The 14,108-nt window shown below is 71.8% G+C and carries 13 protein-coding genes; 5 read left to right on the top strand and 8 right to left on the bottom strand.

The features are described 5' to 3' along the window. Positions 1-4: 4 nt before the first annotated feature. From K8612_RS31980 to K8612_RS31965, 4 genes are all read right to left on the bottom strand, one after another. Entirely contained in the window at positions 5-1,087 is a 1,083-nt protein-coding gene (locus K8612_RS31980) for a HEAT repeat domain-containing protein (protein WP_223765014.1), read from the bottom strand. A 50-nt stretch (positions 1,088-1,137) separates the two neighbouring features. After that, positions 1,138-1,524: a VOC family protein gene (locus K8612_RS31975; RefSeq protein WP_223765013.1), complete on the bottom strand. Its 387-nt coding sequence runs from the start codon at positions 1,522-1,524 to the stop codon at positions 1,138-1,140. A 32-nt stretch (positions 1,525-1,556) separates the two neighbouring features. After that, positions 1,557-2,123: a DNA-3-methyladenine glycosylase I gene (locus K8612_RS31970; RefSeq protein ID WP_223741141.1), complete on the bottom strand. Its 567-nt coding sequence runs from the start codon at positions 2,121-2,123 to the stop codon at positions 1,557-1,559. A gap of 75 nt (positions 2,124-2,198) precedes the next feature. Beyond that, complete coding sequence (locus K8612_RS31965) at positions 2,199-2,891, bottom strand: class I SAM-dependent methyltransferase (protein ID WP_223741142.1); 693 nt, start codon at positions 2,889-2,891, stop codon at positions 2,199-2,201. Between the two features lie 119 nt (positions 2,892-3,010). On the opposite strand from K8612_RS31965, the gene K8612_RS31960 reads away from it, so the two are divergent. Then, entirely contained in the window at positions 3,011-4,666 is a 1,656-nt protein-coding gene (locus K8612_RS31960) for an FAD-binding dehydrogenase (RefSeq protein ID WP_223765012.1), read from the top strand. Between the two features lie 3 nt (positions 4,667-4,669). Here the strand turns inward: K8612_RS31960 and K8612_RS31955 are convergent, their stop codons facing one another. Then, positions 4,670-5,119, bottom strand: a complete 450-nt coding sequence (locus K8612_RS31955; RefSeq protein ID WP_223741144.1) for a GFA family protein — start codon at positions 5,117-5,119, stop codon at positions 4,670-4,672. 145 nt (positions 5,120-5,264) lie between these two features. On the opposite strand from K8612_RS31955, the gene K8612_RS31950 reads away from it, so the two are divergent. From K8612_RS31950 to K8612_RS31935, 4 genes are all read left to right on the top strand, one after another. Beyond that, positions 5,265-7,199, top strand: coding sequence for a S9 family peptidase (locus K8612_RS31950; RefSeq protein ID WP_223765011.1), 1,935 nt, complete (start codon positions 5,265-5,267; stop codon positions 7,197-7,199). Positions 7,200-7,303: 104 nt separating this feature from the next. Then, positions 7,304-7,462, top strand: coding sequence for a hypothetical protein (locus K8612_RS31945; RefSeq protein WP_158617724.1), 159 nt, complete (start codon positions 7,304-7,306; stop codon positions 7,460-7,462). Between the two features lie 211 nt (positions 7,463-7,673). Continuing rightward, positions 7,674-8,216, top strand: a complete 543-nt coding sequence (locus K8612_RS31940; RefSeq protein ID WP_014394236.1) for an HNH endonuclease — start codon at positions 7,674-7,676, stop codon at positions 8,214-8,216. A gap of 90 nt (positions 8,217-8,306) precedes the next feature. Continuing rightward, a complete protein-coding gene (locus K8612_RS31935; protein WP_223765010.1) occupies positions 8,307-11,129 on the top strand; it encodes an AAA family ATPase in 2,823 nt (940 codons plus the stop codon). Positions 11,130-11,214: 85 nt separating this feature from the next. On the opposite strand, the gene K8612_RS31930 is transcribed toward K8612_RS31935, so the two are convergent. The 3 genes from K8612_RS31930 to K8612_RS31920 all read right to left on the bottom strand — a co-directional run bounded on the left by K8612_RS31930 (position 11,215) and on the right by K8612_RS31920 (position 14,104). After that, positions 11,215-12,015 carry a hypothetical protein gene (locus K8612_RS31930; RefSeq protein ID WP_223741148.1) on the bottom strand — a complete coding sequence of 267 codons (801 nt, stop codon included), beginning with the start codon at positions 12,013-12,015 and terminating at the stop codon, positions 11,215-11,217. A gap of 110 nt (positions 12,016-12,125) precedes the next feature. Further along, positions 12,126-13,709 (bottom strand): M56 and MltD domain-containing protein, encoded by a 1,584-nt coding sequence (locus K8612_RS31925; protein WP_223765009.1) that lies wholly within the window; start codon positions 13,707-13,709, stop codon positions 12,126-12,128. Next, positions 13,706-14,104: a BlaI/MecI/CopY family transcriptional regulator gene (locus K8612_RS31920; protein WP_223765008.1), complete on the bottom strand. Its 399-nt coding sequence runs from the start codon at positions 14,102-14,104 to the stop codon at positions 13,706-13,708. Before K8612_RS31920 ends, K8612_RS31925 begins: the two co-directional genes overlap by 4 nt. Positions 14,105-14,108: the final 4 nt, after the last annotated feature.

Raw genomic sequence — 14,108 nt, 5'->3', positions numbered from 1 at the left:
CGCCTCAGGGCAACTGCCCCAGCAGCTCGAAGAGGGCCTCGCGCGTCAGCCCCGCCGCGTCGCGAGCCGCCGTCTCCAGCATCCCCCGGGCCCGGCCCAACCGGGCCGGGTCCGCTTCCTCCAGCGCGGCCACCGCGGCCTCCTGGAGCTCGCGGGACGCGGCCGGGCCCAACTGGCCCTTCAGCAGGAAGAGGGCCTCCGCCGCCGGAGCACCGGAGCGCACCAGCGCCACGGCGGAGCGGGCCGCGACGTGCGGGCTCTCGTCGCGGAGGTGCTCGCGCAGGGCCGAGACGGCCTCCGGCGACAGCGGGCCGCGCACCCCCAGCAGCGCCGCCGCCTCCTGCCGGATGGGTGCCTCCGGCGCGGTCAACGCACGCAGCAGCGCGGGCTCCAGGTCCGGCAGCGCGGGCGCGGGCCGCGCCTCTCCGTTCAGCTCCTCCAGCAGGCCCCGCAGCGACACCAGCGCCAGGTAGAGGCGCGCTCCGTCCGACTTGCGCACCTGCTCCAGCAGCCGGGGCGCGGTGAGGTCCGGCGCCAGCGGGGCGAGCGCGGCCAGGGACTCCAGCGCGGAGAGGGCCACGGGCTCCTCGTCCTCCAGGAGCGCCAGCAACTGGCGCAGCTCCGACGCCGCGGCGGTCCCCAGCCGCCCCACCACGCGCGCCATGGCGCCGCGCACCGACGCCTCCGGGCGCTGGAACAGCCCGTCCAGCGCGGCGAGCTGGAAGGGGTCCACCCGGCACACCCCGGCGAGCACGCTCGCCGCGTTCTCCAGGGCCGGGGCGTCCGCCTCCAGCCGCGGCAGCACCGCCAGCACGCTCTGGACGGCGAGCCCGGTGAGGCCCGCCTGCGGAGGCCACCAGCTCCGCTGCAACAGGAACAGCAGGGGCTCCGCGACGGTCGTCCCCGGTCGCCCCAGCTCCTCCAGGAGCGCCCGCGCGGTCCGCTCCCGCGACTCCGGCGGCCCGGACACCAGCAACTCCTCCAGCGCCGACTGCGCCTCCTCGCGTGCTCCCGCGTCACGCGACGAGAGCCGCCCCAACCATTCCTCCACCGTGCGGACACGGCCCCTACCGCGCTCCGAAGACATGGCCCCACGCTAGCGCAACACCCCGGGAGCCCGGGGCCTCAACACAAGGCTCAGACCTGCGCCATCTGGATGAGGTTGCCGCAAGTGTCCTCGAAGACAGCGGCGGTGACGGGGCCCATGACCGTGGGCTTGCTGCGGAACACCACGCCCAGTTTCACCATGCGTTCATATTCCGCTTCACAGTTGTCGACGCCGAACGACGTCAACGGGATGCCCGCGTCGAACAGCGCCTTCTGGAACACGCGCGCGGGCGCGAAGCCCATGGGCTCCAGCAGCAGCTGCGTGCCCTCCGGCGCGTCCGGCGCGACGACGGTCAGCCACCGGTCCTTGGGGCCCAGCGGGACGTCCACCTTCAGCACGAAGCCCAGGACCTCCGTGTAGAACTTCAGGGCCTTGGACTGGTCATCCACCATCACGCTCGTCACGCTGATCCGCATCGCATTCCTTCCAGGTGGTTCATCATTTCACTTCACCGGTGCCGCACGCCGTGCCGGAAGCAGTCCACCGTGTGGTCATCCACGATGCCCGTGGCCTGCATCCACGCGTAGACGATGACCGGCCCCACGAACTTGAAGCCCCGCTGCTTGAAGGCCTTGGAGTACGCCTCCGACAGCTCCGTCTTCGCCGGCACGTCGCCCCGGCCCTTCCATGCGTTGCGGAGGGGCTTCCCGCCCGCCATGCCCCAGACGAACGAGGAGAAGTCCTCGCCCGCCTCCTGCATCTTCAAGTAGGCGCGCGCGTTGCCGATGGTGGCTTCAATCTTCGCGCGCGCCCGGACGATGCCCTCATCCGCCATCAGGCGCGTGACGTCCTTCTCCGTGAAGCGCGCCACCACCTTCGGGTCGAAGCCCTTGAACGCCTTCCGGAAGGCCTCGCGCTTGCGAAGGATGACGATCCACGCGAGCCCCGCCTGGAAGCCCTCCAGCATCAGCATCTCCCAGAGCGCGCGGCTGTCGCGCACGGGCACACCCCACTCCTCGTCGTGGTAGGTCTGGTACAGCGGATCCGTCCCCACCCACACGCAACGCTGTTGCATCCGCGCTCCTCTCTGGTTCGCGGCGGAGGGGTATCACGGAGCCTGAACAGGCGGCCAGTCCCGTCCCCTGTCTTTTCAGCGCGGGCGCGTCAGCAGCGCGAACAGCCCGTCGCTCCACCACCGGCCGCGCAGCCCCGGCAGGAACCGCTGCCAGTACACGCTGCTGCGGGGAATCCGCCCGGGCAGTGGATAGTCGAAGTCAATGGACTGGAACCCCGCCTCCACGGCCATGCGCCGCGCGTCCAGCTCCGTGATGGGCGTGATGTGTCCGGAGTCCCGGTAGTCCTGCTCGCAGAACGCGGGGAAGTAGCCCCGGACCAGGAAGGACAGGCGCGCCGTCAGGCTGTCGTTGTTGGGCGTGGTGAAGAAGAGGTGGCCTCCGGGCTTGAGCACGCGGAAGGCCTCCTTCACGAAGTGGCGCGGGTTGGCCAGGTGCTCCAGCACTTCAATGGCGAACACCCAGTCCACCGACGCGTCGCCCCACGGCAGCGCGTCCCGGGACACGTCCCGGAGCTGGAACTCCACGCCCGGCAGGCGGCTTGCGCCCGCGTCGTGGATGTCCGTGCTCAGGATGCGCTCGACGGCCGGGTTCCGCTGCAGCCGGCGGATCCACCCGCCACTGCCCGACCCCACGTCGAGCACCACGCCGAAGGCCCGCTGCCCCGCCACGCTCCAGGCCGCGTCCCGCAGCGGCTCCGGGGACAGCCCGTCCTGACGCTGCGCGTAGGCGGCGGCATCATGGCCCAGCGGTCCCGTGTTTCCCTTCACACCTGGATCCATGCGCGGGGAGTCTAGCCTCCGGAGCGTGCGGATGCGCTGGTGAAGGAACGTCTGTCATCCGCGCGAAACGCTATCATCCGCGCGCCAGGTGCTACCGGGAGGCACGCATGGGACAGGAAGTGGACGTCATCGTCGTGGGCGGAGGGCTCGCGGGACTCGTCGCCGCGACCGAGCTCGCGGATGCGGGCAAGCGCGTCGCCGTGGTGGACCAGGAGGGCCCCCAGAACCTGGGCGGCCAGGCGTTCTGGTCGTTCGGCGGCCTGTTCCTCGTGGACTCGCCCGAGCAGCGGCGCATGGGCATCAAGGACTCCCACGCGCTCGCGCTGGAGGACTGGATGGGCACCGCGGCATTCGACCGCGAGGAGGACCACTGGCCGCGCAAGTGGGCGGAGGCCTTCGTCGACTTCGCCGCGGGCGAGATGCGCCCCTGGTTGGTCCAACAGGGCATGAGCTGGTTCCCCGTGGTGGGCTGGGCGGAGCGCGGCGGCTACGGCGCCGTGGGCCACGGCAACTCCGTCCCCCGCTTTCACGTCACCTGGGGCACCGGCCCCGGCGTGCTGGAGCCCTTCGTCCGCCGCGCCAGGGCCGCGGAGGCCAAGGGCACCCTCACCTTCCACTTCCGCCACCGCGTGGACGAGCTGCTCACCCAGAACGGCGCCGTGGTGGGCGTGCGCGGCATGACGCTGGAGCCCACGGACGTCCCGCGCGGCGCCAGCAGCTCGCGCGTGACGACAGGTGACTTCGAGCTGCGCGCGAGCGCGGTCATCGTCACGTCCGGCGGCATCGGCGGCAACCACGAGCTGGTTCGCAAGGCGTGGCCCCAGCGCATGGGCCCCGCGCCGAAGTTCATGATTCAAGGCGTGCCCGACCACGTGGACGGCCGGATGATCGCCATCACGGAGGCCGCGGGCGGACGCCTCATCAACCGCGACCGCATGTGGCACTACACGGAGGGCCTGCGGAACTGGAACCCCATCTGGCCCCGGCACGGCATCCGCATCCTGCCGGGCCCCAGCTCGCTGTGGCTGGACGCCACCGGCAAGCGCCTGCCGCCGCCGCTGTTCCCCGGCTTCGACACGCTGGGCACGCTGGAGCACATCCTCAAGACGGGCCACGAGCACACCTGGTTCATCCTCAACCAGTGGATCATCAAGAAGGAGTTCGCGCTCTCCGGCTCGGAGCAGAACCCGGACCTCACGGGCAAGGACTGGCTGGGCGTGCTCAACCGCGCCGTGGGCAAGAAGGCCATGGGCCCGGTGGAGGCCTTCAAGGAGAAGGGCGAGGACTTCGTCATCTCCAACAACCTGCGCGACCTGGTCGCCGGGATGAACGCGAAGACGGAAACCCCGCTGCTGGACTTCGCCACGGTGGAGCGCGAGGTGAAGGCCCGCGACCTGCAGATGGACAACCCCTTCAGCAAGGACCTGCAGCTCGCGGCCATCCGGCAGGCGCGCAACTACCGGGGTGACAAGCTGGTGCGCACCGCGAAGCCGCACCGCATCCTGGACCCCAAGGCGGGGCCGCTCATCGGCGTGAAGCTGAACATCCTCACGCGCAAGACGCTGGGCGGCTTCGAGACGGACCTCCAGGGCCGCGTCTTCAACGCCAGGGGGCAGACCATCCCAGGGCTCTATGCGGCAGGCGAGGTGGCCGGCTTCGGAGGCGGTGGCGTCCACGGCTACCGCGCCCTGGAAGGCACGTTCCTGGGCGGCTGCATCTTCTCCGGCCGCGCCGCGGGCCGGGCCGCGGCGGGGAGTGTGTAGGCCTCAGGCGGCGGCCTGGAAGGGCCACGGCGTGGAGCGCATCCCGGCCGCCCAGTTGTCGTGCCGGCCGTCCCAGTACCCGAAGGTGAGCAGCGACGGGTCCACGTCATCCAGCGTGTTGACGTAGATGGAGACGAACTTCCCGCCCAGCTCCGGGACGTCGCCGTCGCCGAAGCACACGACGCCGCAGTTCGAGCAGAAGCTGCGGGTGTTGGGGCTGCCGTCGCGCCCGTACTTCTTGAGGGCGTCCTGGCCCTTCAGGAGCCGGAAGGCGTCCGGCTTCATCCCCGCGCCGCCGCCGTAGCCGTACTTCATGCAGATGGTGCAGTTGCAGCGGCTCACGCTCGCCAGGTCCACGGTGGCCTCGTAACGCACGGCGCCACACAGGCAGCCGCCCGCGTAGGTGTGCAGGCCGCGCAGGGCAGGGGTCTTCTGAAGGTCGTTCGGGTTCATGGCGGTATCTCCGGTGCCGCGTTGTGGGAACGCACTCAATGTCGCCCCGGCCCGTGACAGCCTTATGTCAGGTTTGTCGCCGCCTCCTGTTGAACCCGGCGGGGCGTGGCCCAGAGTGCCCCTGTCCACCGTTCCCGGAGGCCGCATGCCCGCGTGGAAGTCCCTGGCCCGTGTCCTTGCCCCGACGTTGCTCCTGCCCCTGCTGGGGGCCGCCCCGCCCGAGAAGGCGGCCACGCCGGCGGCCCGGCCGTCGAAGCAGTACACGGTGGAGCAGTTCCTGGGGTCCACGGAGGTGATGGCCCCGGTCTTCACCTCGGATGGCAGGCAACTGCTCTTCTCGTCGAACGCGTCCGGCATCTTCAACGTCCACAGCGTGCCGGTGGGCGGGGGCAAGCCCACCGCGCTGACGCGCTCGAAGACGGACAGCCTCCGCGTGGTGGGGGCCTTCCCGCGTGACGGCCGCTTCCTCTTCGAGCGCGACAAGGGCGGCGATGAGCAGACCCACGTCTACGTGCGCACGCCGGACGGCAAGGAGAAGGACCTCACGCCCATGAAGAAGGGCGTGGCCCACTTCCTGGGCTTCAGCCACGACGACAGCGCGTTCTACATCACCACCAACGAGCGCGACCCGGGCGCCATGGACGTGTACCGCCATGACGCGAAGACGTACGCGCGCACGCTGCTGGCCCGGAACGACAAAGGGTTCGGCGTCGCGGCCGTGGCCCCGGACGAGAGCTGGGTGGCCCTGGAGGAGGCGGTCACCACGTCGGACGGCAACGTGTGGCGCTACGACGTCGCGACGAAGACGCTGAAGAACCTCACGCCCCACACGGGCTCGGCCAGCTACCGGGTGGGGGACATCCACCCCGTCACCGGCGAGCTGTACGTCATCACGGACGACGGCTCGGAGTTCGCCCGCGTGGTGCGCCCGGCGAAGGAGGCCGGCAAGTGGGAGGACGTGGAGAGGGCGGACTGGGACATCGTCGACACCTCCTTCTCGCGCGCGGGGGCGTTCCGCGTCTCCGTCATCAACGTGGACGCCGGCTTCGAGGTGCGCCTGCACGACGTGAAGGCCGGCACCCAGGTCCCGCTGACGCAGCTCCCCGCCGGGATGATCTCCGAAGCCGTCTTCTCCCGTGACGAGAAGCAGTTGGCGGTCCTGCTGGAGACGGACCGCTCCTCCGCGAACCTCTACGTCCAGGACCTGGCCACGAAGAAGACCACGCGCGTGACGGACACGATGAGCCGCGAATTGGACCCGGAGGACCTGGTGGACGCGCGGGTGGTGCGCTTCAAGTCCTTCGACGGGATGGAGATCCCCAACCTGCTCTTCAAGCCGCACCAGGCCACGGCCCAGAACAAGGCGCCCGCCATCGTCTACGTGCATGGCGGCCCGGGCGGAGAGACGACCCGGGGCTACAACAACTACATCCAGTACCTGGTGAACCACGGCTACGTGGTGCTGGGCATCAACAACCGGGGCAGCGGCGGCTACGGCAAGTCGTTCCGGAGGGCGGACGACCAGAAGCACGGCAAGGATCCGCTGCGAGACTGCGTGGAGGCGCGCAAGTACCTGGCGAGCCTGCCGTACGTGGATGGCTCGCGCGTGGGCATCCTCGGCGCCAGCTACGGTGGCTACATGGTGCTGGCGGCGCTCGCCTTCCACCCGGACGCCTTCGACGTGGGCGTGGACGTCTTCGGCGTGTCCAACTGGCTGCGCACGCTCAAGAGCATGCCGCCCGAGTGGGGCGCCTTCCGTCAGGCCATGATCCAGGAGATAGGTGACCCGGAGAAGCAGGAGGCGATGCTCAGGGAGATCTCCCCCCTCTTCCACACGGAGCGCATCCAGAAGCCGCTGTTCGTCGTGCAGGGCGCCAACGACCCGCGCGTCCTCCAGGCGGAGTCGGACGACATCGTGGCGGCGGTGAAGAAGCACGGCGTGCCCGTGGAGTACCTGCTGCTCCCCGACGAGGGCCACGGCTTCAGGAAGAAGAAGAACGAGGCGGAGGTGGACCGGCGCATCCTGGCGTTCCTCGACCGCTACCTGAAGCCCGCGACGGCTTCGGCCCCCAAGCCCTGAGCGGAGCCCGTGCGCTGGCGGCGCACGGAAGGCCCTGCGTCGCCCGGCTGCCTGTCAGGACTGCATTTTCGCCGCCGTCGCTGGGAGCGAAAGGAGCGGTCCCGATGCGCCAGGCGACGAAGCAGGCCCCGATGAACCTCAAGCACCTGAATCCTTCCGGTCACGGCATCGACGCGGCCTCGCGTCCCAGCCCGGTGACCGCTCCTTCCACGTGCCGCTGGCGGGACTTCGCGTCCTTTCGCCTCGCCTCGCCCGGCTCCTGAAGGCGTCACGCCCCGTCCCTGACGCGGCATGCCCCTGGAGGCCGGGCCCCCGACACAGGGGACCCGGCCTTCTTCACGTCCGGGCTCCCGCTCACCTTCCGCTTCCCATCTCCACCCATAGGCCGCGCACCGGGTGCAGTCCGAACTCCAAATCCGGACGAGCAGGGTTCGACTCCCTGGCGGCCTGTCCCGCCCGAAAGGCCCCCGTGTCATGGAAACGCTGGTGCTGAGCCAGTCCTACGAACCTGTCGCACGCATCCCGTGGCAACGCGCCGTCATGCTGCTCGTCCAGGGCAAGGTGGAGGTCGTCGAGGAGTACGAGGACCGCGTCATCCGCTCGGTGACGGTGGAGCTGCGCATGCCGTCCGTCATCCGCTTCGTGCGCGCCCTGTGGAAGGGCCCGCGCGGCGTGCGCTTCAGCCGGGAGAACGTCTACCAGCGCGACCAGTGCCGCTGCCAGTACTGCGGCCGCAAGGTGACCCGCCCGGAGGCCACGTACGACCACGTGCTGCCGCGCGCGCAGGGCGGCCGCACGAGCTGGGACAACATCGTCATCGCCTGCGTGCCCTGCAACCAGAAGAAGGGCAACCGCACCCCGGCGCAGGCGCGCATGACGCTGCGCACCGTGCCCGCGAAGCCGAAGCGGCTGCCGGACGCGCTGGTCGTGTCGTTCCTCATGGAGAAGGGCCTGCCCCTGTCCTGGCGCAAGTTCCTGAGGGACGTGGCCTACTGGCACACGGAGCTGGAAGCGTAGGGTCCCCGGCCCACGGAATGGGCCGGGACTTCGCTTCCGCGCCGCACCGGTTAGAGTGCCGCACGTCGAGGGGGCGTTCCGGACCACACCATGGCGACGAGGAAGAACGAAGACCAGGAGCGGCTCATCGACCGCGACCTCACCGCGATGGCGCGCGAGGGCAAGCTGCCGGCCGCCCACGGCGTGGACACCGCCGTGACGGAGGTGCTGGGGCTGCTGGCGCGCGGAGGCAAGCACCCGCTGCTGGCGGGCGAACCCGGCGTGGGCAAGAGCGCGCTCGTGCAGGAGGTGGCCCGCCGCATCGCCGAGGGGCGCGTGGACGGCGACCTGGCCCAGGCGCGGCTCGTGGAGGTGTCCGTCGCGAACATCCTGGCGCGCAGCACCCAGCGCCAGGCCGCCGAGTCCTTCGAGGAGCTGCTCACCCACCTGGGCCGCCACCCCTGCCCCATCGTCTACATCCGCGACCTGCCGGTGGCCCTCGGCGGCCCCCTGGCCCCCGTGGCCGTGCGCGCGCTGCGCACCGGCGGGCTGCGCTTCATCTTCGAGACCGAGCCCAAGCGCGTGCAGGAGCTGCTGCGCGCCGACGAGGCCCTGGCGGAGCGGCTGCACCTGCTGCCTTTGAACGAGCCGTCGCTGGAGAAGGCGCGCTGGATCGTCGGCCGCGTGGCGGAGGAGCTGGAGCGCGAGCTGCGGCTGCCCATCGACCCGGCCGCGTGCGACCTGGCGCTGCGGCTGTCCGCGAAGTTCCTCCTGGCGCAGCACATGCCGCGCAAGGCGATCGAGCTGCTCAAGGAGACGGCGGCGGAGGCCGCGGGCGTGGCGCGCGACCACGTGGGCCCGGAGGACGTGCTCACCCGCTTCTGCGCCGCCACGCGCCTGCCCCGCTTCGTCGTGGACGACGCGATGCCGCTGGACCTGGAGGAGACGGAGCGCTTCTTCGGGGAGCGGCTGCTCGGCCAGACGGACGCAGTGGCCGCGGTGCTGCGCTCGGTGGCGCTGCTCAAGGCGGGGCTCAACGACCCGCGCCGTCCGCTGGGCGTGTTCCTCTTCGCCGGCCCCACGGGCGTGGGCAAGACCCAACTGGCGAAGCTGCTGGCGGAGTATCTCTTCGGCTCCGCCGACAGACTGGTGCGCCTGAACATGGCGGACTACCCCAACGACGGCGACGAGAGCGTCCCCTTCGGCGCATCGTGGGCGCCCGCGCTGGAGACGCGGCGCGGTGAGCTGTCCGCGCTGCTCGACGGCAAGGTGTTCACCGTGCTGCTGCTGGACGAGTTCGAGAAGGCCGCGCGCAGCGTGCACGACCGCTTCCTCCAGCTCTTCGACGAGGGCACCTTCGTCAACGGCGCGGGCGAGGCGGTGTCGTGCAACAACACGCTCATCGTGGCCACGTCCAACGTGGGCTCGGAGGTGTACCGCGAGGCGGGCCTGGGCTTCGCCGCGCACAAGCGCGCCGAGGAGCAGGTGTCGGAGGTGGACCGCCGCATCGCGGAGGCCTTCCGCCCGGAGTTCCTCAACCGCTTCGACGCCATCTGCCACTTCCGCCCGCTGTCGCGCGTGGACATCCGCAAGATTGCCCAGCGCGAGGTGGGCCGCGTGCTGGAGCGCGAGGGCATCCGCGCCCGCGCCCTGGACGTGGAGGTGACACCGGAGGTCGTGGACCGGCTGGTGGAGCGCGGCTACTCGCCGCAGTTCGGCGCGCGCTACCTGCAGCGTGAAATCGAGAAGACGCTCACCGCGGCGCTCGCGGTGGAGATCGCCCGCAGGCCCCTGCCGCCCGGCACGCCCGTGCGCGTGGAGGCCCGTCCCGGAGGCCGCGTGGTCGCGGTCGCGGAGCCCGTGCCGCCGCCCCGCGAGGTGACGGCGCAGTTGCTCCTGCCCACGCCGAAGGCCGCGGCGGTGAAGCGCCGGTTGGACCGCAAGTCGCTGCTGATCGAAATGGACCGGCTGGTGGGCCGCGCCCGCGCGCTCGCCGAGTCCACGGGACGGCCGGAGCTGGAGACGCGCCGGGCCGCGCTGCTCGCGGAGACGCAGGCGCCCAACCTCTGGGACGACCCGCGGCGCGCGGCGGAGGTCCTCCGCGCCTTCCGCACGGTGGAGGCGCAGTTGGGAGAGCTGGACCGCCTGGAGGCCGCGTGCCACTTCGGGCGCCGGCTGGTGCGCGAGGCGAAGAACGAGATGCAGTTGGGCTCCGCGGCGAAGCAGGTGGAGGAGGTCGCGCGCGAGGTCCAGATGGCGGAAGCGCTGCGGGCCGCCGGGGCCACGCCGCTGGACAACGAGGCGCTGGTGGACATCTGCGCCAGCGACACGTCGGAGCAGCAGGCCATGTGGGTGCAGGAGCTGGCCACCATGTACCTGGGCTGGGCGCAGCGCCGGGGCTACGAGGCCACCGCCGTCGCGGAGGCGGACGCCCCCGCGCGCGTGGTGGTGCGCATCGCCGGACCGGGCGCGTATGGGTTCCTCGCGGGCGAGGCGGGGCTGCACCGCCGCCTGGAGGACGAGAAGCGCCAGCGCGCGTACGTGCGCGTGCACCGGGGCGGACCGCTGGAGGAGGTGGAGCGGGAGCTGCTGGTGCTGGAGGGCCGGCCGGTGAAGAGCCGCGAGGGCGAGTACCTCCAGCGCGTGCGCAACGAGGTCACCGCGAAGGACGAGGCCACGGGCCGCGTGCTCACGCTCATTGGCGCGGGAGAGCTGGACGAGCTCAAGGGCATCGCCGCGCGAGTCGTCGCCGGACAGGGCGCCAGCACCGACGAGGCCCGCCGCTACTTCCTGGGCCGAGGAGCGCGGGTGGAGGATCCACGCACGGGCGCGGGGACGCCCCGCGTGAAGGACGTGATGCGCGGTGAGCTGGACGTGTTCATCGCCGCGTGGATCTCCCGCCCGCCCCCGGAGGGCTCCACGCCGCTGCCCTGAGCGGCCGGGGCCTCCGCCCCGACGAGGACCGCCGCCCGGACCGCCCGTGCCGCGCACTGGAGCGGCCGGAGCCGCGCATGCACGCTCAGGGCAGGTCGCCCCGGGCCACGCCCAGGCGCATGGCCTCCGCGAGCACGTCCAGGCCCTGCGCGGTGTTGATGCGGGAGTGGGACGTGGCGCCGCTGACCACCTGCACGGCTCCCCCCAGCACGAAGGGCAGGGGCCGGCGGCCCAGCCGCAGGAGCCGCTCGTCGTAGAACGCGGCCGGGGCGCGCTCACGCACCAGGCGCGCCAGGGCCACCATGTTCGCGGTGCGCGACGGCTGCATCGCGGGGCCCAGGCACGAGAAGTCGAACCCGATTTCGGGAAGCACGGCGCCCCGGCCGTCGCGGTCGAAGACGAAGACGACCTGCGACGTCTCCTCCTGCGAGCCGCGCACGCTCTTCTCCGCCGTCTTCGTCATCTTCAGGCCGCCCGTGATGAGGGCCGTGCCCAGCGCCACCTGCGTCTTCTTCTCCGTGTGCTCGCTCTGCGTGCGCAGGGACGACGCGCCCCGGAGGATGACCGTCACGTCCTCCCAGGCCATGGTGAGCGGCGCGCCCGCGCGAGGCGTGAACGTCGCCTGCGCCGTGCCGAACGTGACGGTGCGTGCCGTGACGCGCTCCGCGACCTCCGACTCGTCGATGGCGAGCGCCGCGAGCCCCGCGTCCCGGAGGGCCTTCACCAGGGCATCCGCCGCATCGGGAGCCAGGCGTGCAATCAGGGCGGGGGGCTCGGGGGCCAGCCGCATGCGGGCCTCCGCCGGGGCCATGCCCGCGGCGGCGGCGAGCACCTGGGCGGCTTCTGGAACCTCACCCGCGGGACGAACGAGCGCGACGATCTTCATGGCGTTTCCCACCCCTGGCGCTGAGCGCCGCCATCCTCGCGCGAAAGCGGGGTGGCGCGCATCCGAACCCCGGCGCGGCGGGGACATTCCCCCAGGCGGTGGACAAACGCTCAGTCGAGCAGGTGCGGGTTGCGCAGCAGCAGCACTCCGGCCTGCACGGTGGCGGTGTAGCCGTTGAGCTTGCCGGTGCGCACCAGCTCGCTCACGTCGCGCACGCCGGTCTCCGCGAGGACGCGGTCCACCACGCCCTCCCCCTGGTTGTAGGCCGCGAGCGCCAGCCGCCAGTCGCCGTAGCGTTCATACAGCGCCTGGAAGAGCGCCGCGGCGGCCTCCGTCTCCCGCGCCACGTCCAGCCGCTCGTCCCGCCCCGCCTCCACCTTCAGGCCGTAGCGACGCGCCGTCTCCGGGATGAACATCCACACGCCCGCGCCCCTCGGCCCCGGCGCCATCGACGGCTCGCGGGACGTCTCCGGCAGGTTGCTCACCGCGGACTCCACCATCGCCACCGCGAGCAGCCCCTCCGGCAGGGAGCGCGAGCGCAGCGTGCCCGTCATCGCCTCCCGGTGCGCCTGGAGGTTCGCCAGCGCCTTGCGCATGAAGTCGCGGCCCTTGGGCGTGGTGACGAACGTGTTGAGCTGTTCGACCACGGCGGCGTCCACCACCACCGGCAGGTCCCCCGCCTTCCGCCCCGCCTCCGCCAGCGCGCGGGCCTCCGTCAGCGACACCGCGCGCCCCCGCGCCGCGCCCTGAGCCCACAACGCCAGCGGCGCGAGCACCAACGCCAGCGACAACGACAGACCCAGGGTGCGCACGGAGCTACGGGGACGAGGCTGGAACAGCATGTGGATCCTCCTGACAGTGGGGTGGGACATGCCGGTGACACCGGCGGGAAGAGAGAGGGCCGCCGGGACACGCAGCGACGCCTGCAACAGGCACCGCGCATACGCCTCCGCGGACACGTGCCTCACGGCGACGAGCGCCTCGTCACAGGCGAACTCCTGACGCTCCGCCAACCACCGCGAGAACGCCCGGGTGAACGGATTCCAGAAGAAGGCGCTGTCGAACCCCAGCCGCGCATAGGCAAACACCGTGTCCCGCTGCCGGTGGTGTTGCAGCTCGTGCCGCACCGTGAGCCGGAGCGCCTCCGCGTCCTCCAGCACCTCGGCGGGAACCACCACCCACGCGCCGCCACCGGGGAACCACACGGAGAACGCACCGTCCCCCAGCACCACGCGCACCCGGCCCACGCGGCGAAGCACGGGCAGCGTCGCGAGCTTCCACCGCAAGCGCGCGTACCGCCGCAGCTCCCACGCCAGGAACGCCAGCGCCCCCACGCCCACCAGCCCCACTCCGACCATCGCCCCCGGAAGGCCCAGGCCCGAGGACCGCGGCCGCGGCGCGGCGCCGAGCACGGGACGCGCTTCGACAGGCGTCAGCGGCGCGGCGAAGCCCGCCAGGGAACGCTCGAACTTGAAGAGCGGCGCCGACGGCATCCACTCCCGCGCCGCGAGCGCCACGAACGGCAGGAGCACCGCCAGCCCCAGCGTCACCCGGCCCACGCGCAGCGTCTGCCGCGCGTCCAGCCTCCGCTCCATCCCCCATGCCAGCGCCGCGCGCACGAGCCCGAAGCCCACCGCCACCAGCACCGCCGCCGTGAGATACGCGGCCAGCACCTCCCGAGCGACGACGCTCATCCCCGGCCTCCCTTGCGGCCCAGCAGCTTGCGGATCTGCTCCACCTCCTCCGGGGACAGCGGCACCGCCTCCACCAGCCGGGCCACCAGCGATGACGGCGTCCCGTCGAACACCGTCGCCACCAGGTGGCGCACGCTCTGGGCCTCGTAGGCCTCGCGGGACAGCCGCGCCGAGTACAGGTGCCCCCGCCCCTCCTTGCGGCTCCGCACCACGCCCTTCTGCTCCAGGATGCGCAGCACCGTGGACACCGACGTGTAGGCCAGCTTGCGCTCCGGCGGCAGCGCCGCGAGCACGTCCGCCACGCTCACCTCCCCCAGCCTCCACACGAGCTGCATCAGCTCCAGCTCCACGGGCGTGAGCGGCTTGGACTCCTCGGTGGATGACGGCGGCTTCATCACG

This window comes from Corallococcus sp. AS-1-6 (assembly GCF_020037015.1).
Taxonomy (GTDB): domain Bacteria; phylum Myxococcota; class Myxococcia; order Myxococcales; family Myxococcaceae; genus Corallococcus.
Note: the sequence above shows the minus strand (reverse complement) of the source record. Positions and strands in the feature narration are given on the sequence as shown.